The organism is Nocardioides sp. 1609, from assembly GCF_004522105.1.
In the GTDB taxonomy this organism is placed as follows: Bacteria; Actinomycetota; Actinomycetes; order Propionibacteriales; family Nocardioidaceae; genus Nocardioides.
In genome coordinates, this window is the sequence record NZ_SPUJ01000005.1 from 622387 (window position 1) to 648484 (window position 26098).

The window sequence follows — 26098 nt, forward strand, 5'->3', positions numbered from 1 at the left end:
GGGGCCGCGGCGTCAGACGCCCGGGCGGACCAGCTCGATGCGTGGCGTCCGCCCCGGCTCGGGACGCGGGTCGTAGTCGGGCGTCGCGGCGTACGGCTCCCAGGCGAGGTAGTGGCGCAGGTGCGCCTCGACACCGGGGAGGACGTCGGCGACGGTGACCCGTCGGCCGGTCTCGATCGACAGCGTGGTGACCCCGGCGTCGGCGATGCCGCACGGCACGAAGCGGTCGTACCAGCCGAGGTCCACGTCGCAGTTCAGCGAGAATCCGTGCATCGTGACGCCGCGGCTGACCCGGATCCCGATCGCGGCGACCTTGCGCTCCGGACGGCCCTGCCCGGCACGCAGCCAGACGCCGCTGCGACCGGGCACGCGGGCGGTCTCGACGCCCAGGTCGCGGCAGACCGCGATCAGGGCCTCCTCGACGCGGCGGACGTAGTCGACGACCTTCACGTGGTCGGGCAGCCGGACGATCGGGTAGCCGACGAGCTGCCCGGGGCCGTGGAAGGTGATCTTGCCGCCGCGGTCGACGTCGACGACGGCGGCACCGCCGGGATCGGCGGGCCGCTCGTGCGGCTCGGTGCGCTTGCCGGCGGTGTAGACGGGCGGGTGCTCGAGCAGCAGGACCGTGCCGGCCGCGCCGGCGACGACGTCGGCGTGCACCTCGCGCTGGAGGTCCCACGCCGCGAGGTAGTCGAGAGCGTCGGGGCCCAGCCCGGCGACACGGAAGGTCAGGTCGGTCACGCGCTCGAGCCTACGCCCGGCCCAGGAGCTCCAGCTGGGCCGGCATCACCCGGCGCCAGTACCCGCGGTCGTGCGCGCCGGGCTCGAAGGAGCTGCGCACGTCGGCGCCGTCGGGGAAGCCGTCGACGTAGTCCTCGACGGAGCGGTAGAACGGGTCGCCGGTCCCGCAGTCGATGCTGACCCTGATCCCGTCCAGGTCACCCTGGCGGCCGAAGACCGTGAACTCGCGGTACTCCGCGGCGTCCTCGAACCCGGACGTGCTCGCCTCGTCGGCGTCGGACCACAACGCCGGCCCCGCGACGGCGACGGCCGCCACCCGCTCGGCGCCCAGCAGCCCGCCGAGCCGCAGCGCGCCGTACCCGCCCATCGACCAGCCCAGGAGACCGATCCGGTCCGTCGCGGTGGCGCGCAGCCCGCGCTCGGCCATCAGGGGCAGCAGCTCGTCGACGACCATCGCACCGGCGTCCTCGCCGTCGGGCCGCTCGTGCCAGTAGGTGTCGCCGCCGTCGGGGACGACGACCGCGAACGGCGGCACGCCGGCGGCGACCGCGGCTGCCAGGAGCTCGGGGACGCCGAGGTCGCCGGGCAGGAAGCTGTCGATGCTCCAGCCCAGGCCGTGCAGGGCCACGACGAGGGGGAGGTCGGAGGTCTGGCTGCCCGGTGGGCGCAGCAGGTGCCAGCGGACCGTGGCCCCGAGCCGGGCGTCCGAGACGAAGGACCCGGACTCGACCGGCCCGGTGTCGATGTCGGGGACGACGCCGTCCTCACCGTTGAGCCCGAGGGCCTCCTGGGCGAGGACCCGGCCGGGGAGCCAGCCCTCGTAGACCCCGAGCGCACCGCCGGCGGCGACGGCCAGACCGGCCGCGGCCCCTCCGGTCAGCAGACGTCGACGGCTCAGCACCGCGACAGGATGACACGGTCTCGGCCCGAGGCTGTGGAGAACCTCGGCAGGTCGAGGGCGCCTCGGTGTTGGCTGGGCGCATGTCGACCCGGGTCCTGGTGCCGCTGCTCACCGCCGTGCTGCTCGGTGCGCTGTGCGGCGTGGGCGTCGCGTGCGGCGCCGCGCTCCTCGCCGACGATCCGAGGCCGTCAGAGCCGCCACCGACGCCGCCGGTCGCCCAGTCGCCGCCGGCAACCACCGGCCCGCCCGGGGGGAGCGCGCCCCGGGAGGTGCTGCGCGCCTGGGACGAGGCACGGGCCGTCGCCTGGACCTCGGGCGACACCGCGGCGCTGGGCAGGCTCTACACGGCGCGGTCGGTGGCCGGTCGGCGCGACGTCGCGATGCTCGAGGCTTGGAACGACCGCGGGCGCCGGGTGACCGAGATGAGCACGCAGGTGCTGGCGCTGGAGGTGGTCTCCTCGGACCGGGGCCGCCTCGTGCTCGAGGTGACCGACCGGCTCGCCCGGGTCGCGGCGGGCGGCACCGAGCTCCCGGCCGACCGGGTCAGCACGCGGTGCCTCGTCCTGCGCGCCGGCGGCGACGCCGGGTGGCGGGTGGCCTCGGTCGTCAGTCGTCCGACGCGGTGAGCGCCGTGGCGAGGCAGGCCTCGACGTCGGCGTCGGCGAAGACGAACCCGGAGGCGAGGAGGGCGGCCGGCCGCACGTTCAGCGAGCCGAGGAGCTCGGGAGCCATCGGACCGGCGAGCTTGACGGCCGGGGCCGGCACGGGCACGAAGGTCGGACGGTGCAGCGCCCGGCCCAGGGCCTTGGTGAACTCGGCGTTCGTCGGCGCCTGCGGCAGGCAGATGTTGAAGGGTCCGGACGCGTCCGGGTGCTCGGCGAGGTGGACGACGGCGCCGACCCAGTCACGCAGCGTCGACATCGGCATGTACTGCCGGCCGTTGCCCAGCCGTCCGCCGAGTCCGGCCATGGTCAGCAGGCGCAGCGGCTGCAGCGGCGCGGCGCGGCGGTCCATCACCGGCGACGTCCGGAGCACGCAGACCCGCGAGCCTCCCGCCACCGCGGGCTCGGTCGCCGCCTGCCACTCGCGCGTCACGGAGGTGAGCAGCGCGTGACCGCGGGTGTCGGAGACCTCGGTCAGCACCTGGTCGCCGTGGTCGCCGTAGTAGGAGATCCCGTTGCCGGCCAGGTACGCCGGGGGACTGGCCGCCTGCCCGATCGTCTCGGCGAGCAGCCGGGTCGTCGTCACCCGGCTCGCGCGCAGCTCGCGTGCCCACCGCTTCGAGTGCGGGTTGCCCAGCGTCGGGCTCCCGGCGAGGTTCACCACGACGTCCGCGCTGCGCACCAGGGTGCGGTCGAGCGTGCCGGCGTACGGGTCCCAGGTCGACTCCTCCGGGGCGCTGGTGTCGCGGCGCACCAGCGTGACGACCTCGTGCCCGCGTGCACCCAGCTCCCGCTTGAGGTGGGCGCCGAGGAAACCCGATCCGCCGGCGAGGACGACCGTGAGCGACATGCCGGCCAGCCTCGCACACGGCCCCGTGGCCCCGCCCCCTCCGGAGGGAGAGGCGTGACCGACCCGCGGTCCGGGTAGGACCGGGTCGTGAAGCGCTCCCTCGCCGCCCTCTGCCTGGCCACCCTGGTCCCCGTCCTCGCCGCCTGCGGCGACGACCCCGAGCCCGGCGACCGGCCGGTCGTCGAGGTCCAGGAGCAGGGTGCCGAGCCGCGCGCGAGGCTGGTCATCGACGTCGAGGTCGGACACACCGAGTCGACCGTGATGACCCTGGACCAGGACGTCGACGCGGGTCAGAGCGTCGACGTGCCGCCGATCGAGATGACGCTCACCAACGAGGTCGTGAGCGTCGACGGCGACGCGATCCGGGTCGACACGACCTACGGCGAGTCCCGCGTCGTCGATCAGGACGACCCCGCCGCCGCCGACATCGAGGCCGCGCTCTCGGAGCTGACCGGCGTCACCGGCTCGACCACCTTCACGCCGTCCGGCGAGGTGACCGACAGCGAGATCGACATCCCCGCCGGTGTCTCCAGCACGATCCGCCAGTCGATGGAGCAGCTCACCGACCAGGCGTCGTCCCTGACCGTCGCCTTCCCGGACGAGGAGCTCGGGGCCGGAGCGACCTGGACGGCGTCGAACGCGCTCGAGCTGAACGGCATCGAGGTGCAGCAGACGACGTCCTACGAGCTGGTCTCCCTCGAGGGCGACCAGTACGTCATCGAGGTCGAGGTCACCCAGGAGTTCGAGCCCGGGGACGCGGAGGGCTTCGAGGTCGTCTCCGGCGAGGGCACCTCGACCGGCACGATGCGCGGGACCGTCGGCAACCTGACCGCGACCGACATCACCACCAGCGGCCGGACCGACATCCGGGTCGAGGCCGGTGGCCAGGAGCAGACCGTCAGCACCCGCACCGACATGACGGTGCGCACCACCGTCGACTGAGTATTGGGGCGGTCGGGCACGATGAGGGTCCGACCACCCCGACACCGCGAATGAGGTCATCGATGCCGTCCTTCTGGGCCAAGCTCCGTCAGTCCACCGAAGGCATGCAGCAGCAGCTGCTCGCCAAGAAGAACGACCTGCAGAGCGGCGGGTTCCGCGACGCCAGCATGGCCATGTGCGCCCTGGTCGCCGCCGCCGACGGCAGCATCGACGAGTCGGAGCGCCAGAAGGTCTCCAGCCTCATCACGACCAACGAGGCCCTCGGCAACTTCCCGCCCGAGAGCCTGCGCGCCAAGTTCGACGAGGCCTGCTCGAAGCTCTCCGCCGACTACCAGCTCGGCAAGGTCGAGCTCGTGCAGGTGATCTCGAAGACCAAGAAGAAGCCGGCCGAGGCCCGCGCGGTCATCCAGATCGGCATCATCATCGGCGGCGCCGACGGCACCTTCGACGACCAGGAGAAGGCCGTCGTCCGGGAGGCCTGCCACGCCGTCGGCATCGACCCCTCGGAGTTCGAGCTCTGATCACGACCGAGCTCGCGAGGTCGTGATCGACGCCCGCTAGCGCTCGCTGACGCTCTCTGCTCGACGTCCGGGGCCACCACGGCGTTCCGGACGCAGAAGCCCCCGCCGCTCCGAGGAGCGGCGGGGGCTTCTGCACGTGCGGTCGGGCCGGTCAGACCTCGAAGACGCCCGACTCGAGGCGCCTCTTGACGTCCTGCAGGAAGCGGCCGGCGTCGGCGCCGTCGACCAGGCGGTGGTCGTAGGTCAGCGCGAGGTAGACCATGTGGCGCACCGCGATCGTCTCGCCGAGGTTGGGGTCGTCGATGACGACGGCCCGCTTGACCACGGCACCGGGGCCCATGATCGCGACCTGCGGCTTGTTGATGATCGGGGTGTCCCACAACGCGCCCACGCTGCCGAGGTTGGTGATCGTGAACGTGCCGCCGCCGAGCTCGTCCGGGCCGATCTTGTTGGCGCGGGTGCGCCCGGCGACATCGGCGATCTTCTTGGCCAGGCCGGCGATCGAGAGGTCGCCGGCGTCCTTGACGACCGGCGTCAGCAGGCCCTTCTCGGTGTCGACCGCGAACGCGATGTTCTCGCGGTCGTAGTAGGTGATCGTGCCCTCGTCGGTGTCGATCGTCGCGTTCAGCTTGGGGTGCTGCTTGAGCGCGTCGACCGCCGCCTTGGTGAAGAACGGGAGGTAGGAGAGCTTGACGCCCTCCCGGGCGAGGAACTCGTCCTTCTTCGCGGTGCGCAGGCGGGCGACGTTGGTGACGTCGACCTCGACCACCTGGGTGAGCTGGGCGCCCGACTGTAGCGAGTCGACCATCCGCTCGGCGATGATCTTGCGCAGCCGGCTGATCTTCTCGGTGGTCCCGCGCAGCGGCGACGGGGTCACCGAGGGCGCCTGCGCGGCCGGCGCGGACGACGACGCGGCCGGCGCGGCGGGAGCGGCGGCAGCCGGTGCGGCCGCAGCCTCCTTGGCGGCGGCTGCAGCGTCGAGGACGTCCTGCTTGCGGACCCGGCCGCCGACGCCCGAGCCGGAGACCGAGGCGAGGTCGACGTTGTGCTGGGCGGCGAGCTTGCGGACCAGCGGCGTGACGTAGCTGCCTCCGTCGGAGGACTCCTGCGCGGGCTCGCCGGTCGACGGGGACTGCGCGCTCGGGGCCGGGGCCTGCTCCTGCGCGGAGACGGGCTCCTCGCTCGGCTCCGGCTTCTTCGGCTCCGGGGCCTTCTCGGGCTCCGGCGCCTTCTCCTTCTCGGGGGTCTCGTCGCCGGCGGGGAGGTCGCCCTTCTCCTCGACGATCTCCTCCTCCTGCTCGGCCTTCTTCTCGGCCTCGCCGGCGTCCTTCGGCTGGGCCTCGGGCTCCGCGGAGCCACTGACGTCGGAGGCGGAGGCGCCCTGGTCGCCGATGACGGCCAGCTCGGCGCCGACCTCGACGGTCTCGTCCTCCTCGACCTTGATCTCGAGCAGGGTGCCGGCGACCGGCGAGGGGATCTCGGTGTCGACCTTGTCGGTGGAGACCTCGAGCAGCGGCTCGTCGACGGCGACGTCGTCGCCGACGGCCTTCAACCAGCGGGTGACGGTGCCCTCGGTGACCGACTCGCCCAGTGCGGGCAGCGTGACCGAGGTGGCCTCGCCGCCGCCGGACGCGGCCGGCTTCTCCTCGGCCGGCTCGTCCTCGGCGGGCTTCTCCTTCTCGGGGGTCTCGTCGCCGGCGGGCAGGTCGCCCGTCTCCTCGACGATCTCCTCCTCCTGCTCGGCCTTCTTCTCGGCCTCGCCCTCGTCCTTCGGCTGGGCCTCCGGCTCGGCGGACTCGTCGGCGTCGCCGGCGGACTCGCCCTCGTCACCGATCACGGCGAGCACCGCGCCGACCTCGACGGTGTCGTCCTCCTGGGCCTTGATCTCCAGCAGCGTGCCGGCCACGGGGGAGGGGATCTCGGTGTCGACCTTGTCGGTCGAGACCTCCAGCAGGGGCTCGTCGACCGCGACCGTGTCGCCGACCTGCTTGAGCCAGCGGGTGACGGTGCCTTCGGTGACGGACTCCCCGAGTGCCGGGAGGTTGACTTCGGTGGCCATGGCTAGCTGCTCTTCCTCTGGATGGGTCAGGAGTGGGCGTGCAGAGGCTTCCCGGCGAGGGCCAGGTGGGCCTCGCCGAGAGCTTCGTTCTGGGTGGGGTGGGCGTGGACCAGGGGGGCCACGTCCTCGGCGTGTGCCTCCCAGTTGTAGATCAGCTGGGCCTCGCCGATGAGCTCGCCGACCCGGTCGCCCACGAGGTGGACGCCGACGACGGGGCCGTCCGTGCGACGCACGAGCTTCACGAACCCCTGGGTCTTGAGGATCTGGCTCTTGCCGTTGCCGCCGAGGTCGTAGGTGACGGTCTCGATGCCGTCGTCGCCGTACGTGGCGCGGGCGGCGGCCTCGTCGAGGCCGACCGAGGCGATCTCCGGGTGGGAGTAGGTGACGCGCGGGATGCCGGCCTCGTCGACCGGGACCGGGGCGAGACCGGCGATGTGCTCGGCGACGAAGATGCCCTGCTGGAAGCCGCGGTGGGCCAGCTGGAGCCCGGGCACGATGTCGCCGACGGCGTACACGCCCTCGACGTTGGTGCGGCAGTGGTCGTCGGTGAGGACGAAGCCCCGCTCCATCTCCACCCCCAGGTCGTCGAGGCCGAGGCCGTCGGTGGCGGGTCCGCGGCCGACCGCGACCAGGAGCAGCTCGGCCTCGAGCACGTCGGTGGTCGCGCCGTCGTCGCCACTGGTGACGGTGACGGCGACGCCGCCGTCGGTGCGCTCGACGGACTGGAAGCGGGTGCCGGTGCGGAAGGCGATCTTGCGCTTGCGGAAGGCGCGCTCGAGGGCCTTCGAGGACGCCTCGTCCTCGACGGCGACCAGGCGCGGGAGGGCCTCGACGATGGTGACCTCGGCGCCGAAGCTGCGCCAGACGCTGGCGAACTCGCAGCCGATGACGCCGCCCCCCAGGACGATGACGGAGGCGGGGACGCGCTCGAGACGCAGCGCGTGCTCGGAGGTGAGCACGCGTTCGCCGTCGACCTCGAGGCCGGGCAGCGAGCGGGCGTAGGAGCCGGAGGCGAGCACGAGGTGCTTGCCGGTGTGGACCTCGCCGGCCACCGTGACCTGGCGCGGGCCGGTGACCGTGCCGGCACCCTCGATCACCGTGATGCCGCGGCCCTTGATCAGGCCGGCGAGCCCCTTGAAGAGGCGCGAGACGACGCCGTCCTTGTAGGCGTTCACGCCGGGCATGTCGATGCCGTCGAAGGTGGCGCGGACCCCGAACTGCTCGGACTCGCGGGCGCTGTCGGCGACCTCGGCGGCGTGCAGCAGCGCCTTCGTGGGGATGCAGCCGACGTGCAGACAGGTGCCGCCGACCTTGTCCTTCTCGACCAGCCCGACCGACAGGCCGAGCTGTGCGGCTCGCAGGGCGCAGGCGTATCCACCCGAACCCGCTCCGAGGACGAGTACGTCGAAGTCGGCCACTCTTGTCCTTCCACTCCGGTCGGCCCGGGTGTGCCGGGCGCGTGTCGCGACCATCCTTGCACTACCCGCGAACACGGAGCTCGCGGGTTCTGTCACGATCACCGCTCCGCGCAGGGCAGACTGGGGACATGGGTTTCCTCGACCGGTTCCGCCGCGGCTCCCGCGTGCGGATGAGCCGCCCCACGGGCGGCGAACGAACCGGCTCCACCACCGTCCGAGCCTCCGACCGCGTCGACGAGCAGCACCTCCACGAGTTCGTCGAGGCCCGCCGCGGCGTCGAGGGCTTCGTCGAGCCGCGCACCGCGGTGAGCGAGGTGACGTTGCTGCTGGTGGCCCACGACGGGGAGTGGACCCGCCGTCGGGTGCCCTCGGTCGCCTGGGCGCACGACTTCGCGAACAAGCACCAGGTGCCCTCCTACGACGCCGCCGTGGTCGGCGTCCCGCAGCGGATGCGTGACTACAACTCGCGGATCAAGGCCGAGCGGCGCGCGCGCGGCCTCTAGCGGGTGCGGGCCTCGAGGCCCCGCTCGGACAACGTCCGGGCGTACTCGACCAGGGTCGTGACCGCGACACCGGTGCCGCCGCTGGTGAGGTGGCCGGTCGGGCCGCCGGAGTTGTACGCCGGCCCGGCGATGTCGAGGTGCGCCCACGGCAGGCCGCCGGTGAACTCGCGCAAGAACGCCGCGGCGTACAGCCCGCCGCCCCAGCGGATCCAGTCGTGCTGGGCGAGGTCGGCGATCCGGCTGGAGTGGATCCGCTCGTCCATGAACTCCGGGATCGGCATCGGCCAGTGGTCCTCGCCGGCCACCGTCGCGGCGGCCAGGACGGCGGCCACCACGTCGTCGTCGCCGAGGACGCCGCCGACCCGGTCGCCGAGCGCGACGACCATGTGCCCGGTGAGGGTCGCGACGTCGAGCATCACGTCCGGCTCCTTCTCGGTCGCCATCACGAGCGCGTCGCCCAGGACCATCCGGCCCTCGGCGTCGGTGTTGAGGACCTCGACGGTCGTGCCGCCGTACATCGTGACGACGTCGCCGGGCCGGGTGGCCGACCCGCCGAGCATGTTCTCGGCGAGCGAGGCGTAGGTGGTCACCCTGATCGGCAGCCCGAGGTCGGCGATCGCGAACGTCGCCTGCACGACCGCGGCGGCGCCGGCCATGTCGGACTTCATCTCGTGCATGTTGGCGGCCGGCTTGATCGAGAGGCCGCCGGTGTCGAAGGTGATGCCCTTGCCGACGAGGGCGAGGTGCGTCGTGGCCCCCTGCGGGGCGTAGGTGAGCTCGACCAGGCGGGGAGGCGCGTCGGAGGCCGCGCCGACCGACAGGATGCCGCCGCAGCCGAGCTCGGCGAGCTGCTCCTCGTCGAGGACCTTGACGGTGATCTTCCCGGCGCCGCGCCCGCGGGCCTTGTTGGCGGCGACGACCGCGTCGGCGAAGGACGGCGGGCGGAGGTCGTTGGGCGGGGTGTTGACCCAGTCGCGGACGCCGGCGACGGCGCGGGCCAGGACCTGGGCCTCCTCGAACGCGGCGGCGACGTCCTTCTTGCGCGAGGCGGGGCTGAGGACGACGACCTCGCCCGGTCGGCTGCTGGCCGACGACTGCTTCTTGTAGGCGGTGAAGGTGTAGCCGCCGAGCAGGTAGCCCTCGGTGGCGGCGCGGACGAGGTCGGGGGAGTCGGCGGGCAGCGCGACCGCGACCGAGGCGGCGTTGGTGACGGCGCGGGCGGCGGCACCGGCGCCGCGCCGGACGGCGGTCGTGGTCACCGCGGGGCCGAGGCCGACCAGGACGAGGATCGGCGACGCGATCGCCTTCGACGTCGGGACCTTCACGACCTCGCCGGCCTTGCCGGTGACACCCAGCGAGGCCAGCAGCGGGGCCAGGCGGCGTCCGTAGGCGTCGAGGACGTCCTCACCACCGGGGGCGAGGCTGGGACGGGAGTCCCCGCTGAGGACCCCCACCACCACGGCGTCGGCACGGGTCTTGGCGGGGCTGGCGCTGCGCAGGGTGTACGTCGTCACCGCCGCAGAGTACGCCGCGCAGCCCGCGGTGCCCCGGCGGGAGGCTGCGGTAGGTTCCGTCCCATGTCTGAGCTCCTCAGGTCCCCGCTCCACGACCGGCACGAGGCGCTCGGCGCCAAGTTCGCCGAGTTCGGCGGCTGGAGCATGCCGCTCGAGTACGCCGGCGTCGTGGCCGAGCACCACGCCGTCCGCTCCGCCGTCGGGATCTTCGACGTCAGCCACCTCGGCAAGGCCGAGGTGCGCGGGCCGGGCGCGGCGGCGTTCGTCGACGCCACGCTGAGCAACGACCTCGGCAAGATCGGGCCGGGCCAGGCGCAGTACACGCTGTGCTGCGACGACGCGACGGGTGGGATCGTCGACGACCTGATCGCCTACCACCGCGGCGACGAGAGCGTGTTCCTCATCCCCAACGCCGCCAACACCGCGGAGGTCGTGCGGCGGCTGCAGGCGGCCGCTCCCGACGGCGTCGAGGTCGAGAACCAGCACCGCGACCACGTGGTGCTCGCGGTGCAGGGTCCGTCGTCCGACGAGGTCCTCGCGGCCGTCGGGTTCCCGATCGGGCACGACTACATGAGCTTCGTCGAGGCGCCGTTCGGTGAGAGCCGCGTCGTCGTGTGCCGCACCGGCTACACCGGCGAGCGCGGCTACGAGCTGGTCGCCCCGAACGACGTCGCCGTCGCGCTGTGGGACTCGCTGGTGGCCGCGGGCGAGGCCTACGGGATCGCCCCGTGCGGCCTCGGGGCGCGCGACACCCTGCGCACCGAGATGGGCTACCCGCTGCACGGCCAGGACATCTCGCTGGACGTCACCCCCAACGAGGCGCGCCTCGGCTGGGCCGTCGGCTGGAGGAAGGACGCCTTCTGGGGCCGCGACGTGCTGGTCGCGGAGAAGGAGCGCGGCCCGCGCCGCCGGCTGTTCGCGCTCGTCTCGACGGGCCGCGCCATCCCGCGCCCGCACATGAGCGTCAGCCTGACCCCCGACGTCCTGCTCGGCGAGGTCACGTCCGGCACCTTCTCGCCGACGTTGAGGAAGGGCATCGCACTGGCCCTGCTCTCGACCGTCGTGAACCCCGAGGCCCAGGTCGGCGTCGACGTCCGCGGTCGGCGCGAGCTGTTCCAGATCGTGAGGCTGCCGTTCGTCGACACCTCGGTGCGCGACGCATGAACCCGCCCGAGGTCCCGCCGACCTTCCGCCGTCCGAACGTCGAGGAGCGGCCCTGGGCCTGGCGTCTCGAGGACGCCGCCGGCACGGAGGTCGCCGTCGACGGCGACCTCGCCGACCAGCGCTTCGCCAACCAGGCCGACGCCGAGTCGTGGGTCGGCGAGACCTGGGCCGACCTGGCCGCCCTCGGCGTCGACCAGGTCGTCCTCCTCGAGCACGACCGCCGCGTCTACGGCCCGATGTCGCTGCACGCCTGAGCCCCGCGCCCGCGACAGGCGGGGTGGGCGGAAGGGCGCCCTGCTCGGCTACGGTCGCGCGCATGCACGCACTCCGCCAGGTCGACGTCTTCTCGGCCGAGCCGCTGCTCGGCAACCCGGTGGCCGTCGTCCACGACGCCGACGACCTGAGCGACGAGCAGATGGCGGCGTTCGCGCGGTGGACCAACCTGTCGGAGACGACGTTCCTGCTGAGGCCGACCGACCCGGCGGCCGACTACCGCCTGCGGATCTGGACGCCGGGTCGCGAGCTGCCGTTCGCCGGGCACCCGACGCTGGGGTCGGCGCACGCGTGGCTCGAGGCCGGGGGAGTGCCGGCCGCCGCCGAGCGGGTGGTGCAGGAGTGCGGTGCCGGCCTCGTCGACGTCCGACGTGGTGAGCGGCTGGCCTTCACCGCGCCGCCGCTGACGCGGTCGGGCCCGGTCGACCGGGGCGACCTCGACCACGCCGTCCGGGTGCTCGGCCTGGACGCCGCCGACGTGGTCGACGCCGCGTGGATCGACAACGGGCCCGGCTGGATGGGGCTGCTCCTCACCGACGCGGCGACGGTGCTCGACTGCCGACCCGACTTCGGGGCGTTCGACGGGCTCAAGGTCGGCGTCGTCGGCGCCCACCGGCCCGGCTCCGCGTGCGCGGTCGAGGTGCGGGCGTTCTGCCCGGGCTACGGGCCCGCGGAGGACCCGGTCACCGGGAGCCTCAACGCCGGGGTCGCCCAGTGGCTCGCGGGCACCCGCCTGCCCACGTCGTACGTCGCCGCGCAGGGCACCGCGCTCGGCCGCCGGGGGCGGGTGCACGTCGACCTGGTCGAGGGCGTCGTCCGGGTCGGCGGCGACACCCGCACGACGATCTCGGGGACGGTCGGCCTCACGGACTGACCGCGACCGACGGGGACTAGCCTGGGGCGGTGCGCGCCTACCTCGACCTGGTCCAACGCATCCTCGACGAGGGCGTCGAGAAGGGCGACCGCACCGGCACCGGCACGCGGAGCGTCTTCGGCCACCAGATGCGCTTCGACCTGACCGAGGGTTTCCCGCTGGTCACGACGAAGAAGGTGCACACCCGCTCGGTCTTCGCCGAGCTGCTGTGGTTCCTGCGTGGCGACACCAACGTGAGGTGGCTCCAGGACCGCGGCGTGACGATCTGGGACGAGTGGGCCGACGCCGACGGCGACCTCGGCCCGGTCTACGGCTACCAGTGGCGCTCGTGGCCGACGCCCGACGGTCACCACGTCGACCAGATCGCCCAGGTGGTCGAGCAGCTCCGCACCAACCCCGACTCGCGCCGCCACGTCGTCTCGGCGTGGAACGTCGCCGACGTGCCGCGGATGGCGCTCGCGCCGTGCCACACGATGTTCCAGTTCTACGTCGCCCCGTCGGAGGGCGGCGGCCGGTTGTCGTGCCAGCTCTACCAGCGCTCGGCCGACGTGTTCCTCGGCGTGCCGTTCAACATCGCGTCCTACGCGCTGCTGACCCACATGGTCGCCCAGGTCACCGGTCTCGAGGTCGGCGACTTCGTGCACACCCTGGGCGACGCCCACCTCTACAGCAACCACCTCGACCAGGCGCGGCTGCAGCTGACGCGCGAGCCGCGGCCGCTGCCGCGCCTGGTGCTCGACCCGTCGGTGACCGCGCTCGACGAGTTCGACCTCGAGCACGTCCGGGTCGAGGGCTACGACCCGCACCCCGGCATCAGAGCGCCGATCGCCGTCTGATGAAGCGCGTGATCCTGGTGGCCGCCGTGGCCCGCAACGGCGTGATCGGCAACGGCCCCGACATCCCCTGGTCCCTGCCCGGCGAGCAGGCGGAGTTCAAGAAGCTCACGCTGGGCCACACGCTGGTGATGGGCCGCACGACGTACGAGTCGATCGGCCGGCCGCTGCCCGGGCGGACGACGGTCGTGCTGACCCGCGACCCGTCGTGGACGCCGGGGCGCGACGACGTCCTGGTCGCGCGCTCGATCCTCGACGCGCTCGCCCGGGCGGCGACGCGGGAGGGCGAGGTCATCGTCGCCGGCGGCGCACAGGTGTACGCCGCTGCGATGCCGCTGGCCTCCGAGCAGGTGATCACGGAGGTCCCGCTCGAGCCCGAGGGTGACGTCCACTACCCCCCGATCGATCCCCGGGTCTGGCGCGAGGCCGACCGCGAGCGCTTCGACGGCTACGAGCGCGCCTGGTACGAGCGGGTCACCTGACCGGGCGTGGCCCCCGGTGGGGTGGCCTGCCACCATCAGGCCATGGCTTCCTACGACGCAGACCTCCAAGCAGCAGTCGACGCCACCTCGGTGGCGCGTGACGCGGGGATCGCCGCCGAGGCGGACCTCGTGGGCTACCTGCGGCAGCAGCTCGCCGAGCGCGAGGTCGAGACCGCCGACGAGGCCTGGCTCCAGCGCACCGTCGAGGCGATCATCGGCGACCCGAACTACATGATCGAGACCGAGCCCAGCGACTTCGTCTCCCAGCGCAAGCAGCAGGACGGCTAGTCCGGACCAGTCCCCCGGACCGGTCGCCCGGGCCGGTCGCCCAGTCCTACCGGGCGGCCTCGTGGAGCGCCACGTCGTCGGCGAAGTGCTCCTCCAGCAGCGCGCGGGTGGTCGCCGCGATGCCCGACTCCGAGCGCGGTGAGACGTTGACCCGCGGGACGTCGGGCGCGGCGACGCCGAGCCGCCGCGCCATCCAATCGGCGGCCCGGTCGAGGTTCTCGTAGCGGTAGACCCGCTCCACCGGCGGGCGGCCGGGCAGCGTCCGGGTGAACTCGACCCACGAGCCCAGGTGGACCTCCCCGGAGACGACCTGCCGGGCGAAGGCGTCGAACGAGACGTCGGCCGTGCTGTTGGGTGTGCCCACCGCCTCGGGACGGGCCCGGTAGCGCCACCACGAGTGCACCCAGTCGACCGGTTCGCGCACCACGCACAGCAGCTCGTAGCTCTCCCGCGGGTGCCCGTAGTGCTCCAGGACGGGGGCGAAGACCGCGTCGAAGGTCCGCGCGGTCATGTGCTTCATCCGGGGCGGACGCCGGGCGAGGAGCTGGGCGTGACGCTGGAACGCGGCCTCGAGCGACGTCGACCCCGTCTTGGTCGTGGCCAGGAAGCAGAACCCGGCCTGCGGCATCGCCATCACCCGGCGGACTGTAGTCCCGCCTGGCAGGCTGGCGGCATGGACCTCCGCATCTTCACCGAGCCCCAGCAGGGGGCGACGTACGACGACCTGCTCGCGGTCGCGCTGCGCGCCGAGAGCCTCGGCTTCGGGGCGTTCTTCCGCTCCGACCACTACCTCGCGATGGGCGCCGACGGGCTCCCCGGCCCGAGCGACGCCTGGGTCACGCTGGCCGGGCTGGCCCGCGACACCACCACGATCCGACTCGGGACGCTGATGACCAGCGCGACGTTCCGGCACCCGGGGCCGCTGGCGATCGCCGTCGCCGGGGTCGACCAGATGAGTGGTGGACGGGTCGAGCTCGGCCTCGGTGCGGGCTGGTACGCCGAGGAGCACGAGAAGTACGGCATCCCGTTCCCGAGCACGAAGGAGCGCTTCGACCGGTTCGAGGAGCAGCTCGCGATCATCACCGGGCTGTGGGCGGCCCCGCTCGACGGGCCGGGCTTCACCCACGAGGGCGCGCACTACACCGTCCGCGACAGCCCGGGCCTGCCCAAGCCGGCGCAGGCGAAGCCGCCCGTCGTCATCGGCGGCGTCGGCAAGGTCCGCACCCCCGCCCTGGCGGCCCGCTACGCCGACGAGTTCAACCTGCCCTTCGCCGACGTCGCGACGACGGCCGCGCAGCTCGCCCGCGTCGCGGCGGCCTGCGAGGCCGCCGACCGCGACCCCGCCACGATGACCTGGTCGAACGCCGTCACCATCGTCGTGGGCGCCGACGACGCCGAGGTCGCCCGCCGCGCCGCCGCCACCGGCCGCGACCTGGAGGACCTGCGCGCCAACGCCGTGGCCGGCACCCCGGCCCAGGTCGTCGAGCGGCTCGGGGCGTACGCCGAGGCGGGTTCGCAGCGTGCGTACCTCCAGGTGCTCGACCTCGCCGACCTCGACCACCTCGACCTGATCGCGGCCGAGGTGGCCCCCCAGATAGCCTGAGGCCATGACGCGTACGCCCGCGCCGTTCGGCACCGTGATCACCGCGATGGCAACGGCCTTCCGCCCCGACGGGGCACTCGACCTCGAGGCCACCCAACGGATCGCGCGGCACCTCGTCGACCACGGCCACGACGGCCTCGTCGTCTCCGGGACCACGGGGGAGTCGGCGACCACCACCAAGGAGGAGGACGGCGACACGCTGGCCGCCGTCCGGGAGGCGGTCGGACCGGACGTCAAGCTCGTCGCCGGCGTCGGCACCAACGACACCAGCACGTCGCTGTTCCTGGCCCGCCAGGCGCGCGAGCGCGGCGCCGACGGGGTCCTGCTGGTCACGCCGTACTACAACAAGCCCGGCCAGCGCGGCATCCTGCACCACTTCCGGCAGGTCGTCGACGCCGCCGAGCTGCCGGTGATGCTCTACGACGTCCCGAGCCGCACCGGCACCCAGCTGGCGCTGGAGTCCTACGAGGCGATGGCCTCGTGGGAGTCGGTGGTCGCGGTCAAGGACGCGGTCGGCGACCTGGCCCGCGGCGTCCGGATCATGGAGCTCGGCTTCGCCCTCTACTCCGGCGACGACGTCAGCAACCTCGCCTGGCTCGCCCACGGCGCGGCCGGCTTCGTCTCCGTCGCGGGGCACGTCGCCGGCGACCAGCTCCGCGAGATGTACGACGTCTTCCCGACCGACCCGGCCCGGGCCCGCGAGGTCTTCGTCGCGATGCTGCCGGCGATCGAGGCGATCATGGGCGCCCCCAACTACGGCGCCACCACCGCCAAGGCGGCCCTCGAGCTGCTCGGCGTGCTCGACCACCGCCACGTGCGCTCCCCGCTCGTGGCGCTCGACGACGACGAGGTCGCCGCGCTCCGCGCGGGCCTGGTCGCCGCCTCACTCCTCTAGTTCCATCCGCCGGCCCGCCGCGGCTGGCCGCACCGACGAAGGACACACCTTGAGCCACCCTCATCCCGAGCTCTCCGCCCCGCCCGAGCTGCCGAAGGGTGGCCTGCGGGTCATCCCGCTCGGCGGGCTCGGCGAGGTCGGCCGCAACATGACCGTCTTCGAGTACGACGGGCGGCTGCTGATCGTCGACTGCGGCGTGCTGTTCCCCGAGGACCACCAGCCCGGCGTCGACCTGATCCTGCCCGACTTCGCCGCGATCCGGGACCGCCTCCAGGACATCGAGGCCCTGGTGCTGACGCACGGCCACGAGGACCACATCGGCGCCACGCCGTACCTCCTGCGCGAGCGGCAGGACATCCCGCTGGTCGGCTCCGAGCTCACCCTGGCGCTGCTCGACAGCAAGCTCCGCGAGCACCGGCTCCGCCAGACCGTGCACCACAAGGTCTCCGAGGGCGACCGGCTGATCCTCGGGCCCTACGAGCTCGAGTTCATCGCGGTCAACCACTCCATCCCCGACGCGCTCGCCGTCGCCATCCGCACCGGCACCTCGCTGGTGCTGCACACCGGCGACTTCAAGATGGACCAGCTGCCGCTCGACGGCCGGATCACCGACCTGCGGGCCTTCGCCCGGCTCGGTGAGGAGGGTGTCGACCTGTTCCTCACCGACTCCACGAACGCCGAGACGCCCGGCTTCACCCCCACCGAGAAGTCGATCACCCCGGTCATCGACCAGGTCTTCCGCGAGTCGTCGCAGCGGATCATCGTGGCCTGCTTCGCCTCCCACGTGCACCGCGTCCAGCAGGTCCTCGACGCCGCCGTCGCCAACAACCGCAAGGTCGCCTACGTCGGCCGGTCGATGGTCCGCAACATGGGCATCGCCCGGGACCTCGGCTACCTCACCGTCCCGCCCGGCACGCTGGTCGAGGCCAAGCAGCTCGCCGACCTCCCGCCCGAGCGCCAGGTGCTGGTCTCGACCGGCAGCCAGGGCGAGCCGATGAGCGCGCTCAGCCGGATCGCCCAGCGCAGCCACCACTTCGTGCACCTCGAGGAGGGCGACACCGTCCTGCTCGCCTCGAGCCTGATCCCCGGCAACGAGAACGCGGTCTACCGCGTGATCAACGGGCTCGCCCGGTGGGGCGCCCGCGTCGTCCACAAGGGCAACGCGCACGTGCACGTCAGCGGTCACGCCAGCGCCGGCGAGCTCCTGTACTGCTACAACATCGTCAAGCCGCGCAACGTGATGCCGGTGCACGGCGAGATCCGGCACCTCCTCGCCAACGGCGACCTCGCCCGCAAGACCGGTGTCGAGAACGTCGTGATCGCCGAGGACGGTGTCGTGGTCGACCTCGTCGACGGCGTCGCGTCGATCGCCGGCAAGGTCGAGTGCGGCTACGTCTTCGTCGACGGCAGCTCGATCGGCGGGATCACCGAGGCCGACCTCAAGGACCGCCGGATCCTCGGCGAGGAGGGCTTCGTCTCGGTCATCGTCGTCGTCGACTCCGTCAGCGGCAAGGTCACGGCCGGCCCGGAGATCCACGCCCGCGGCATCGCCGAGGACGACAAGACCTTCGACGCCATCAAGCAGCCGATCATCGACGCCCTCAACGCCGCGCTCGCCGAGGGCAACACCGACTCCTACCAGCTCCAGCAGCTGGTCCGCCGCGTCGTGGGCCGCTGGGTCAGCAACAGCCTGCGCCGGCGTCCGATGATCATCCCGGTGGTCGTCGAGGCCTGAGCCGACCGCCCGAGCCTGCGACGGCGTGTCGAGACCCTCGCAGGCGTCCTCGGGGACGTGGGCGAGGAGGGCCGGAAGCGCTGACCCGTCACCGATAGGTGACGGGTCAGCGCGGGGTCAGGTCCAGCACGTCGTCCATCCGGTCGAGCCCGTGGGTGCTGTGGGTGATCCACACCAGCCCCGGGCCGCCGGGGCGCTCACGCAGGGCGAGCAGGTCGTCGGTGACGGCGCGGGCGGTCGCGGTGTCGAGGTGGGCGGTCGGCTCGTCGAGCACGAGGACGTCGTGCTCGGCGAGCAGCAGCCGGGCCAGGCCGATCCGGGCGCGCTCGCCGCCGGACACGGCCTCGGCGCCGTCGCCGATCCGGGTCGCGAGGCCGCGGGGGAGCGCGTCGAGCCACTCACCGAGGTGGGCGGCGCGCACCGCCCGCTCGACGTCGTCGTCGCTCGCGCCGGGACGCGCGAGCCGGACGTTCTCGGCGAGGGTCGTCGCGAACAGGTACGGGTCGTCGTCGAGCAGGCCGACCCGGCGACGCACGTCGTCGGCGCGGAACCCCCCGACGTCGGCGCCGCCCAGCAGGTGCCGCCCCGACGTGGGCGTCAGGAACCGCACCAGCACCGCGGCCAGGGTCGACTTGCCGGAGCCCGAGGGGCCCACGACACCGACCGCTCGTCCGGGCCGGACGGTAAGCGAGGTAGCCGGCAGGGCGCGGGCGGCGTCCCAGGTCGCGGTGACGTCGGTGAGCTCGAGGTCCGCGGAGTCGACGGCACCGGGCCGGGCGGGGTCGACGACGCTCGGGTCGAGCCCGGTCAGCGCGTCGAGCCGTGCCCGCGCGGCGCGGGTCTCGTGACGGAGGGCGCCGGCGTCGGCGAGCGGGCCGGCGACGTCGACGAGCGCGAGCGGGACCAGCACGAGCAGGGCGAGCACCGGGCCGGACACCCGGCCCTCGGCCAGCGCCGCGACGGCCAGCATCCCGGGGCCGGCGCACAGCACCGGCCAGGCCCGGCCGACCGCGAGCCACCCGGCCGCGCCGCGGGTGGCGCGCGCGAGGTCGGCACCGGCGGCGTCCACGCGGGCGAGGGCGCAGTCCTCGGCCTGCCAGCGGACCAGCGGCCGGACGTCCTGCAGCGTCGCGAGCACCCGGCTCGACAGCTCCGCCCGGGCCGCGACCCGCTCGGCGCCGTGGCGCCGGCTGCCCGCGAGCCCGACGGCCCCGGCGACACCACCGGACCCGAGGCCGCACGCGGCGACGACCGGCGCGGCCAGGGGCAGGAAGAGCAGCACCGCGAGCGAGGTGAGGGCCGTGGTGCCGAGCCAGGTCAGCACCGGCACCCGCACCCGCACCAGGGCGTCGACCTCGGCATCGACGTCGTCGACGACCGAGGCGAGGACGTCGCCGCGGCGCCGGCCCAGCCGGCCGGGCACCAGCGGCACGAGGGCGTCGTAGACCCGGGCGCGCCGGGCGGCGAGCTCGCGGAGCGCGACGTCGTGGGTGATCAGCCGCTCGGCGTAGCGGAGCACGGGCCGGGCCAGTCCGAAGGTCCGCACGCCGACGATCGCGACCATCAGCATCAGCACCGGTGGGTGCTCGGCCGAGCGGACGATCAGCCAGCCGGCGGTCGCGGTGAGCGCGACCCCGGCCGTGGAGGCCAGGACCGACAGGACGACGCCGGCGGCGGTGCGCGTGCTCACCGGAGCTCCAGGACGCGGTCGGCGGCCGCGACGACGGCCGGTCGGTGCGCCACGACGAGCACGCACCGGTCGCGGGCCAGCCCGGTCAGCACCCGCAGCAGCACCGCCTCGGTGGCGGCGTCGAGGTGGGCGGTCGGCTCGTCGAGGAGCACGTAGGGGCGGTCGGCGACGAGCACGCGGGCGAGCGCGAGCCGGGCCCGCTGGCCGGCGGACAGGCCCACGCCGTCCTCGCCGAGCACGCGGGCGGGGTCGAGGTCGAGGTCGACGGCGCGCAGGGCGGCCACGACGTCGGCGTCCGGGGCGGTCGGCCGGCCGAGGCGGACGTTGTCGGCGACGGTGCCGTCGAGGAGCCACGGCCGCTGCTCGACGGTGGCGACCATGCCGCGCCACGAGGCCAGGTCGGGCGCCGGCACCCGGACGACGCCGGCCGAGGCCGGCACTTCGCCCTGGAGCGCGGCGAGCAGCGTGCTCTTCCCGCTGCCGGAGGGGCCGGCGAGCACGACGAGGCCGCGCTCGGGCAGGTCGAGGTCGACCGGTCCGACCGCAGGCGCGGGGTGACCCGGCCAGGTGACGGCGACGCCGGCCAGGGCGGCCGGGCCCTCCACGACCGTCCGGTCCGCAGGCGGTGTGGCCAGCAGGTCGTGGATCGCCTCGAACGTCGCGGTGCCCTCCGCCGCGGCGTGGAACTCCGCACCGACGCGCCGCAGTGGCCAGTAGGCCTCGGGCGCGAGGAGCAGGACGACGAGCGCGGTCTCGAGGTCGAGCCCGCCGGCGGCGAGGCGGAGCCCGACGGTCACCGCAACCAGCGCCACCGACAGGGTCGCGACCAGCTCGAGCGCGGCCGACGACGCGAACGCCAGCCGCAGCACGTCGGTGTTGGCGCGCCGGTAGCGGTCGGTGACGTCGGCGATCTGCTCCGACTGGGCCCGGGCGCGTCGGTGCGCGACCAGGGTGGGGAGTCCGCGGACGACGTCCACGAAGTGTCCGGAGAGCTGCCCGAGCAGGCGCCACTGCCGATCGACCTTCTCCTGGGTCGACATCCCGATGAGCGCGGCGAACAGCGGTACCAGCGGCAGCGTCAGCAGCACGACGAGCGCCGACAGCAGGTCCTGGGTGGCGATCGCCGCGAGCACCAGGAGCGGGAGGACGGCGGCCAGGGCGAGGGCCGGCAGGTAGCGCGTCAGGTACGGCTCGACCGCGGCCACGCCGCGGGTGGCCAGCACCCCGAGCTCGCCGACGCGATGCCGGGCCAGGGTGACGGCGTCGAGGTCGACGGCCGCCCGGAGCACGGTACGACGCAGCCCGGCGCCCACCCGCGCGGCCGCGGCCGCGGCCGCGACGTCCACGACGACCGACACCAGGGCCCGACCGGCCACGACGACGAGGAGCACCACGGCCGGCGTCCGCCAGGACCCGTCCGGGCCGTCGGCCACGAGCGCGGTGACCAGCGCGGCCACCGCGAACGCCTGGACGACGACGAGCACCGCCGCCGCGCCGCTCCCGGCCAGCGAGAGCGCCAGCGGGCGCGCGGCCGGGCGCAGGTGGGGCAGGACCCGCGGGTCGAGCGGCTTCACGGTCGGCCCCTCAGTGCGCGAGCTCGGCGGTGGGGATGTGGTGCACCGCGATCCGCTTGCGGAAGACCCAGTACGACCAGGCCTGGTAGCCGAGCACGACCGGGGTGAAGATGACCGCGACCCACGTCATGATCTTCAGCGTGTACGCCGTCGCGGCGGCGTTCGTGGTGGTGAGGGAGAACGCAGCGTCGGTCGTCGAGGGCATCACGTCGGGGAAGAGCGCGAGGAACAGCCCGCCCACGGCGAGCCCGATCGTGGCGAACGTGCCGGTGAAGGCCCACCCCTCGCGACCGCGCGACGCGGCCAGGACGCCGGCCAGGAGGGCGAGGGCGGCGAGGGAGAACGCGACCGCGGAGCCGAGGCTGCCCGTCTCGGCCTGGGTCCAGCCCAGGAAGACCACGGCCAGCACGGCGGCGACCAGCCCGAGCCGGACGGCCAGCGCGCGGGCCCGGTGGCGGATGTCGCCGTCGGTCTTGAGCGCCACGAACATCGCGCCGTGGGTGAGGAAGAGGGTCAGGGTGACCAGGCCACCGAGCAGGCCGTGCGGGTTGAGCAGGGTCAGCAGCGTGCCGGTGAACTCCTTGTCGGCGTCGATCGGCACGCCACGCACGATGTTCGCGAACGCGACGCCCCACAGCACGGCCGGCACGAACGAGCCGACGATCAGCGCGGTGTCCCAGCCGGCCTGCCACCGTGCCTCCGGGCGCTGGTGGCGGTACTCGAAGGCCAGGCCGCGCACGATCAGGCCGACCAGGATGAGCAGCAGCGGGAGGTAGAACCCGCTGAAGAGGGTGGCGTACCACTCGGGGAAGGCCGCGAACGTCGCCCCGCCGGCCACCAGGACCCACACCTCGTTGCCGTCCCAGACCGGGCCGATGGTGTTGATCATGACCCGGCGCTCGGTGTCGTCCCTGGCCAGGAACGGCAGCAGCATGCCGACGCCGAAGTCGAAGCCCTCGAGCGTGAAGTAGCCGATCCAGAGGACGGCGATGAGCGTGAACCAGACAGTGGTGAGCTCCATGGGAGTCCCTCCGGGTCTCGGGGGGTCGGTGGGGTCGGTGGGGTCGGTGGGGTCGGCGCGCGTCAGTACGCGAAGGTGAGCGGAGCGTCGTCGTCCTGGTCGCTGCGCAGGCTCGGGTCGGGCGGCTCGACGAACTCGCCGGCGCCGGCCTTCACCGCGCGCAGCATCAAGCCGACCTCGATGACGCCGAGGATCGTGTAGAGCACGACGAGGGTGATCAGCGAGATCCACGCCTCGGTGACGCTGACACCGGGGGAGACGCCCCGCTCGGTGGTCATCAGGCCGAACACGACCCACGGCTGGCGGCCCATCTCGGTGAAGATCCAGCCGAAGGAGTTGGCGAGCAGGACGGCGAAGAACGAGCCGACCGCCAGCCGGCCGAACCACGGGCCCGGCGTCCGGTCGCGTCGGGTGAGGAAGAGCATCAGGGCCGCGATGCCGGCGCCGAGCGAGCCCAGGCCGATCATCAGACGGAACGACCAGTACGTCACCGGGATGACCGGCACGTACTCGTCGACGGTGTAGTAGCTGGCGCCCGGGTCGGAGCCGTACTCCTCGCGGTACTGCTCGCGCAGGTCGTCGATGCCCTCGACCCGGCCGTCGACCGAACCGGTGCCGAGGAACGACAGCACGCACGGCACCGTCAGCGCCCACTTCTCCTCGCGGCCGTCGGGCGTGCCGAGGGTGAGGACCGAGAACGGAGCGCAGGACTCCTCGGTCCGGTAGAGCCCCTCTGCTGCCGCCATCTTCATCGGCTGGACCTCGGTCATGATCTTGCCCTGGATGTCGCCGCTGATCGCGACGCCGAGGCCGCCGACCAGGGTGACGACCGCGCCGATCCGGATCGCCTTGCGGTACATCCCGCGGTCGGCCTCGTGCCGGCGGGAGCGGTAGAGCCAGCCGGCGACGCCGATGAGGAAGACGCCGGCGGTCATGTAGGCGGCCAGGACGACGTGCGGGAACGTCACGAGCTGGACCTTGTTGAACATCACCGCCCAGAAGTCGGTGAGCTCGGCCCGGCCGGTCGCCTCGTCGTAGCGGTAGCCGACCGGGTGCTGCATCCAGGAGTTCGCCGACAGGATGAACCACGAGGAGAACAGCGTCCCGAGGTGCACCAGCCACATGCACGCGGCGTGCAGGCCGCGGGGGAGCTTGTCCCACCCGAAGATCCACAGGCCGAGGAACGTCGACTCGAGGAAGAACGCGAGCAGCCCCTCGATCGCGAGGGGGGCGCCGAACACGTCGCCGACGAAGCGGGAGTAGTCCGACCAGTTCATGCCGAACTGGAACTCCTGGACGATGCCGGTCACCACGCCGATGGCGAAGTTGATGAGCAGCAGCTTGCCGAAGAACTTCGTCAGCCGGAGGTAGTCGGGATCGCGGGAGAGGACCCACCTGGTCTCCAGGCCGGCGACGACCGCCGTCAGTCCGATCGTCAGCGGGACGAAGAGGTAGTGGTAGACGGTGATGATCCCGAACTGCCACCGGGCGATGTCGACGACGTCCACTGCTGTCCTCCAGGGGTTCCCGCACGCACCTACGACGGTACGTAGTAGGTACTACGAACCGTAGTACTACCGCTGGGCGTAGTACAATTCCGACGTGCCCAACTCCTCGTCCCGCTCGCAGCTCGGCGATCTCGAGCGCGCGGTCATGGAACGTCTCTGGGCGGCGACCGGTGACGAGGCGATGACGGTCCGCGAGGTGCACGGCGCGCTGGCCGTCGACCGCGACATCGCCTACACGACCGTGATGACGGTGATGGACCGGCTGGCCCGCAAGGACCTCGTCACCCAGGAGCGCGACGGTCGTGCCTACCGCTACCGCGCCCGCGAGAGCCGCGCCGCGCTCACCGCCGGACTGATGCGCGACACCCTGGTCGACTTCGCCGAGCACGACCGCAGCACCGCCCTGGTCGCCTTCGTCGAGGACGCCAGCGCCGAGGACGTCGCCGCCCTGCGCCGGGCCCTGGCCGCCCTCGACGAGTGACCCCGCTGCCGTGACGCCCCTGCTGCTGGGACTGCTGGCCGGGCTGCTCGCCGGCCCGGTGCCGCGGCTCCTGGTCCGGGTCACCCGCACCCGGCGCACGCCGCGCGCGGCGATGCTGCTGTGGCAGGGGGTCGCCCTGGCGGCCGTCCTCGCGGCGCTCGGTGCCGGTGCCTCGCTGGCCACGGGCACGGCCTGGCGCGACGAGCCCGGCGCGGCGTCGTACGTCGTCGCCGGCGTCGCGCTGCTGGTCACCGGCCTGGTCCTCGGGCGCCTGCTGCTCAGCGCCCACCTCGTCGGCACCCGGCTCCGGACGCTGCGTCGGCGGCACCGCGACCAGGTCGACCTCGTCGCCCACCGGTTCTCGCAGCGGGGCTCGACCCGGGCGGGCGTCGTCGTCCTCGACCACGACCTGCCGGTCGCCTACTGCCTGCCGGGGATGCAGAAGGCTCGCGTCGTGGTCTCCGCCGGCGCGCTCGGGCGGCTCGACGCGGCCGAGGTCGACGCCGTCCTGGCCCACGAGCGGGCGCACCTGCGCGCCCGGCACGACCTGGTCCTCGAGGCGTTCAGCGTGCTGCACCGGGCCTTCCCGCGCTGGGTCTCGAGCGCGGCCGCGCTCGCCGAGGTCCGGCTGCTGGTCGAGGTGCTCGCCGACCGCGCCGCCGTCCGGTCCGCCGGCGGGGGAGGACGACGTGCCCTCGGGCGTGCGCTGGTAGAGCTCGCCGGTGCCCGCGCCGCGGGTCCCGGCAGCGGGGTCACCCTCGGCAGCGGCACGGCCGGCCCGGACCTGGTGGTCCGAGTCCGGCTGCTCGCCGACACCGGCGCGCACCGCGTGCAGGCGAGCGTGCTAGCGGCGCTGGCCGCTGCCGTGCTGGCGGTGCCGACGACGTTCGTCGTCGGGCCCTGGCTCACCGGCCTCTGAGCCCGGCCAGGGTGCGGCGGTCAGCCGGCCGGTGGTCGAGCGGCCTCCGTCGGTCGAGCCGCCTCCGGTGGTCGAGCCGCGGGGACGGAGCCACCGCGAGTCGAGACCTGGTGACGGGACGATTGGTCTCGACTCGGCCCGCTGGCGCTCGCCGGCTCGGCCAGCGGAGGTGTCCGGTCCGGGGGTCGAGCGGTTGCCGGTGGTCGAGCCGCGGGGACGAAGTCACCGCGAGTCGAGACCTCGTGACGCGGTAGGTGGTCTCGACTCGGCTCGCTGGCGCTCGCCGGCTCGACCAGCGGGGAGTCCGGCAACCGGTGGTCGAGCCGCGGGGACGGAGTCACCGCGAGTCAAGACCTCGTGACGCGGTAGGTGGTCTCGACTCGGCTCGCTGGCGCTCGCCGGCTCGACCGGCGGGGGTTGCCGGTGGTCGAGCCGCGGGGACGGAGTCACCGCGAGTCGAGACCTCGTGACGCGGTAGGTGGTCTCGACCCGGCTCGCTGACGCTCGCCGGCTCGACCAACGGTTGCCGGTGGTCGAGCCGCGGGGACGGAGTCACCGCGAGTCGAGACCGGGTGGCGGGGTGGGGTGGTCTCGACTCGGCTCGCTGGCGCTCGCCGGCTCGACCAGCGGTTGCCGGTGGTCGAGCC

At 73.5% G+C, this 26098-nt stretch carries 26 protein-coding genes; 15 read left to right on the top strand and 11 right to left on the bottom strand.

What is annotated here, in order from left to right; all coding sequences use genetic code 11:
- Positions 1-12: 12 nt before the first annotated feature.
- Positions 13-741, bottom strand: coding sequence for a lipoyl(octanoyl) transferase LipB (gene lipB / locus E4623_RS16790; protein WP_167736697.1), 729 nt, complete (start codon positions 739-741; stop codon positions 13-15).
- Between the two features lie 10 nt (positions 742-751).
- Positions 752-1642 (bottom strand): alpha/beta hydrolase-fold protein, encoded by an 891-nt coding sequence (locus tag E4623_RS16795; RefSeq protein ID WP_134767668.1) that lies wholly within the window; start codon positions 1640-1642, stop codon positions 752-754.
- A gap of 80 nt (positions 1643-1722) precedes the next feature.
- Between E4623_RS16795 and E4623_RS16800 the strand changes: the two genes are divergently transcribed.
- Positions 1723-2268, top strand: coding sequence for a hypothetical protein (locus tag E4623_RS16800; protein WP_134767669.1), 546 nt, complete (start codon positions 1723-1725; stop codon positions 2266-2268).
- On the opposite strand, the gene E4623_RS16805 is transcribed toward E4623_RS16800, so the two are convergent.
- Positions 2249-3154, bottom strand: coding sequence for a TIGR01777 family oxidoreductase (locus E4623_RS16805; RefSeq protein ID WP_134767670.1), 906 nt, complete (start codon positions 3152-3154; stop codon positions 2249-2251). The two genes, E4623_RS16800 and E4623_RS16805, sit on opposite strands and share 20 nt — an antisense overlap.
- A gap of 87 nt (positions 3155-3241) precedes the next feature.
- On the opposite strand from E4623_RS16805, the gene E4623_RS16810 reads away from it, so the two are divergent.
- Complete coding sequence (locus E4623_RS16810; protein ID WP_134767671.1) at positions 3242-4096, top strand: DUF6263 family protein; 855 nt, start codon at positions 3242-3244, stop codon at positions 4094-4096.
- Positions 4097-4158: 62 nt separating this feature from the next.
- On the top strand, positions 4159-4617 hold the full coding sequence (locus tag E4623_RS16815) for a TerB family tellurite resistance protein (protein ID WP_134767672.1): 459 nt from the start codon (positions 4159-4161) through the stop codon (positions 4615-4617).
- 151 nt (positions 4618-4768) lie between these two features.
- On the opposite strand, the gene sucB is transcribed toward E4623_RS16815, so the two are convergent.
- Together sucB and lpdA are read right to left on the bottom strand one after the other, a co-directional pair.
- Entirely contained in the window at positions 4769-6676 is a 1908-nt protein-coding gene (sucB, locus tag E4623_RS16820) for a 2-oxoglutarate dehydrogenase, E2 component, dihydrolipoamide succinyltransferase (protein ID WP_134767673.1), read from the bottom strand.
- A gap of 26 nt (positions 6677-6702) precedes the next feature.
- Positions 6703-8094: a dihydrolipoyl dehydrogenase gene (gene lpdA, locus E4623_RS16825; protein ID WP_245155127.1), complete on the bottom strand. Its 1392-nt coding sequence runs from the start codon at positions 8092-8094 to the stop codon at positions 6703-6705.
- Positions 8095-8222: 128 nt separating this feature from the next.
- Between lpdA and E4623_RS16830 the strand changes: the two genes are divergently transcribed.
- Complete coding sequence (locus tag E4623_RS16830; RefSeq protein ID WP_245155128.1) at positions 8223-8597, top strand: hypothetical protein; 375 nt, start codon at positions 8223-8225, stop codon at positions 8595-8597.
- Here E4623_RS16830 and E4623_RS16835 read toward each other — a convergent pair.
- Positions 8594-10111, bottom strand: coding sequence for a leucyl aminopeptidase (locus E4623_RS16835; protein WP_134767675.1), 1518 nt, complete (start codon positions 10109-10111; stop codon positions 8594-8596). The two genes, E4623_RS16830 and E4623_RS16835, sit on opposite strands and share 4 nt — an antisense overlap.
- A 63-nt stretch (positions 10112-10174) precedes the next feature.
- On the opposite strand from E4623_RS16835, the gene gcvT reads away from it, so the two are divergent.
- The 6 genes from gcvT to E4623_RS16865 all read left to right on the top strand — a co-directional run bounded on the left by gcvT (position 10175) and on the right by E4623_RS16865 (position 14025).
- Positions 10175-11275: a glycine cleavage system aminomethyltransferase GcvT gene (gcvT, locus tag E4623_RS16840; protein ID WP_134767676.1), complete on the top strand. Its 1101-nt coding sequence runs from the start codon at positions 10175-10177 to the stop codon at positions 11273-11275.
- Positions 11272-11529, top strand: a complete 258-nt coding sequence (locus E4623_RS16845) for a hypothetical protein (RefSeq protein ID WP_134767677.1) — start codon at positions 11272-11274, stop codon at positions 11527-11529. Before gcvT ends, E4623_RS16845 begins: the two co-directional genes overlap by 4 nt.
- Positions 11530-11591: 62 nt before the next feature.
- Positions 11592-12422: a PhzF family phenazine biosynthesis protein gene (locus E4623_RS16850; protein ID WP_134767678.1), complete on the top strand. Its 831-nt coding sequence runs from the start codon at positions 11592-11594 to the stop codon at positions 12420-12422.
- A 29-nt stretch (positions 12423-12451) separates the two neighbouring features.
- Entirely contained in the window at positions 12452-13258 is an 807-nt protein-coding gene (locus E4623_RS16855) for a thymidylate synthase (protein WP_134767679.1), read from the top strand.
- Entirely contained in the window at positions 13258-13737 is a 480-nt protein-coding gene (locus E4623_RS16860) for a dihydrofolate reductase (protein WP_134767680.1), read from the top strand. The genes E4623_RS16855 and E4623_RS16860 overlap by 1 nt, the downstream gene beginning before the upstream one ends.
- A 42-nt stretch (positions 13738-13779) precedes the next feature.
- Positions 13780-14025, top strand: a complete 246-nt coding sequence (locus tag E4623_RS16865; RefSeq protein ID WP_134767681.1) for a hypothetical protein — start codon at positions 13780-13782, stop codon at positions 14023-14025.
- Positions 14026-14071: 46 nt separating this feature from the next.
- Here E4623_RS16865 and E4623_RS16870 read toward each other — a convergent pair whose 3' ends face one another.
- A complete protein-coding gene (locus tag E4623_RS16870; protein WP_134767682.1) occupies positions 14072-14662 on the bottom strand; it encodes a hypothetical protein in 591 nt (196 codons plus the stop codon).
- Positions 14663-14698: 36 nt separating this feature from the next.
- Here E4623_RS16870 and E4623_RS16875 point away from each other — a divergent pair, with 36 nt between their 5' ends.
- Genes E4623_RS16875 through E4623_RS16885 form a run of 3 tightly spaced genes read left to right on the top strand, consistent with a single transcriptional unit; the run spans position 14699 to position 18258 of the window.
- Positions 14699-15628 carry an LLM class F420-dependent oxidoreductase gene (locus E4623_RS16875; RefSeq protein ID WP_134767683.1) on the top strand — a complete coding sequence of 310 codons (930 nt, stop codon included), beginning with the start codon at positions 14699-14701 and terminating at the stop codon, positions 15626-15628.
- Positions 15629-15632: 4 nt separating this feature from the next.
- The gene (gene dapA, locus E4623_RS16880; protein WP_134767684.1) at positions 15633-16523 is read left to right on the top strand and encodes a 4-hydroxy-tetrahydrodipicolinate synthase; all 891 of its coding nucleotides are present in this window, start codon (positions 15633-15635) and stop codon (positions 16521-16523) included.
- A 49-nt stretch (positions 16524-16572) separates the two neighbouring features.
- Entirely contained in the window at positions 16573-18258 is a 1686-nt protein-coding gene (locus E4623_RS16885; RefSeq protein ID WP_134767685.1) for a ribonuclease J, read from the top strand.
- A gap of 106 nt (positions 18259-18364) precedes the next feature.
- Here the strand turns inward: E4623_RS16885 and cydC are convergent, their stop codons facing one another.
- From cydC to E4623_RS16900, 4 genes are all read right to left on the bottom strand, one after another.
- Positions 18365-19948, bottom strand: a complete 1584-nt coding sequence (cydC, locus tag E4623_RS23220) for a thiol reductant ABC exporter subunit CydC (protein ID WP_245155129.1) — start codon at positions 19946-19948, stop codon at positions 18365-18367.
- Positions 19945-21522, bottom strand: coding sequence for a thiol reductant ABC exporter subunit CydD (cydD, locus tag E4623_RS23225; protein WP_245155130.1), 1578 nt, complete (start codon positions 21520-21522; stop codon positions 19945-19947). Before cydD ends, cydC begins: the two co-directional genes overlap by 4 nt.
- A 10-nt stretch (positions 21523-21532) precedes the next feature.
- Positions 21533-22543 carry a cytochrome d ubiquinol oxidase subunit II gene (cydB, locus tag E4623_RS16895; protein WP_134767686.1) on the bottom strand — a complete coding sequence of 337 codons (1011 nt, stop codon included), beginning with the start codon at positions 22541-22543 and terminating at the stop codon, positions 21533-21535.
- A gap of 62 nt (positions 22544-22605) precedes the next feature.
- Positions 22606-24051 carry a cytochrome ubiquinol oxidase subunit I gene (locus E4623_RS16900; protein WP_134767687.1) on the bottom strand — a complete coding sequence of 482 codons (1446 nt, stop codon included), beginning with the start codon at positions 24049-24051 and terminating at the stop codon, positions 22606-22608.
- Between the two features lie 94 nt (positions 24052-24145).
- Here E4623_RS16900 and E4623_RS16905 point away from each other — a divergent pair, with 94 nt between their 5' ends.
- Entirely contained in the window at positions 24146-24532 is a 387-nt protein-coding gene (locus E4623_RS16905) for a BlaI/MecI/CopY family transcriptional regulator (RefSeq protein ID WP_134767688.1), read from the top strand.
- Between the two features lie 10 nt (positions 24533-24542).
- Positions 24543-25451, top strand: a complete 909-nt coding sequence (locus E4623_RS16910) for a M56 family metallopeptidase (RefSeq protein ID WP_134767689.1) — start codon at positions 24543-24545, stop codon at positions 25449-25451.
- Positions 25452-26098 lie beyond the last annotated feature (647 nt).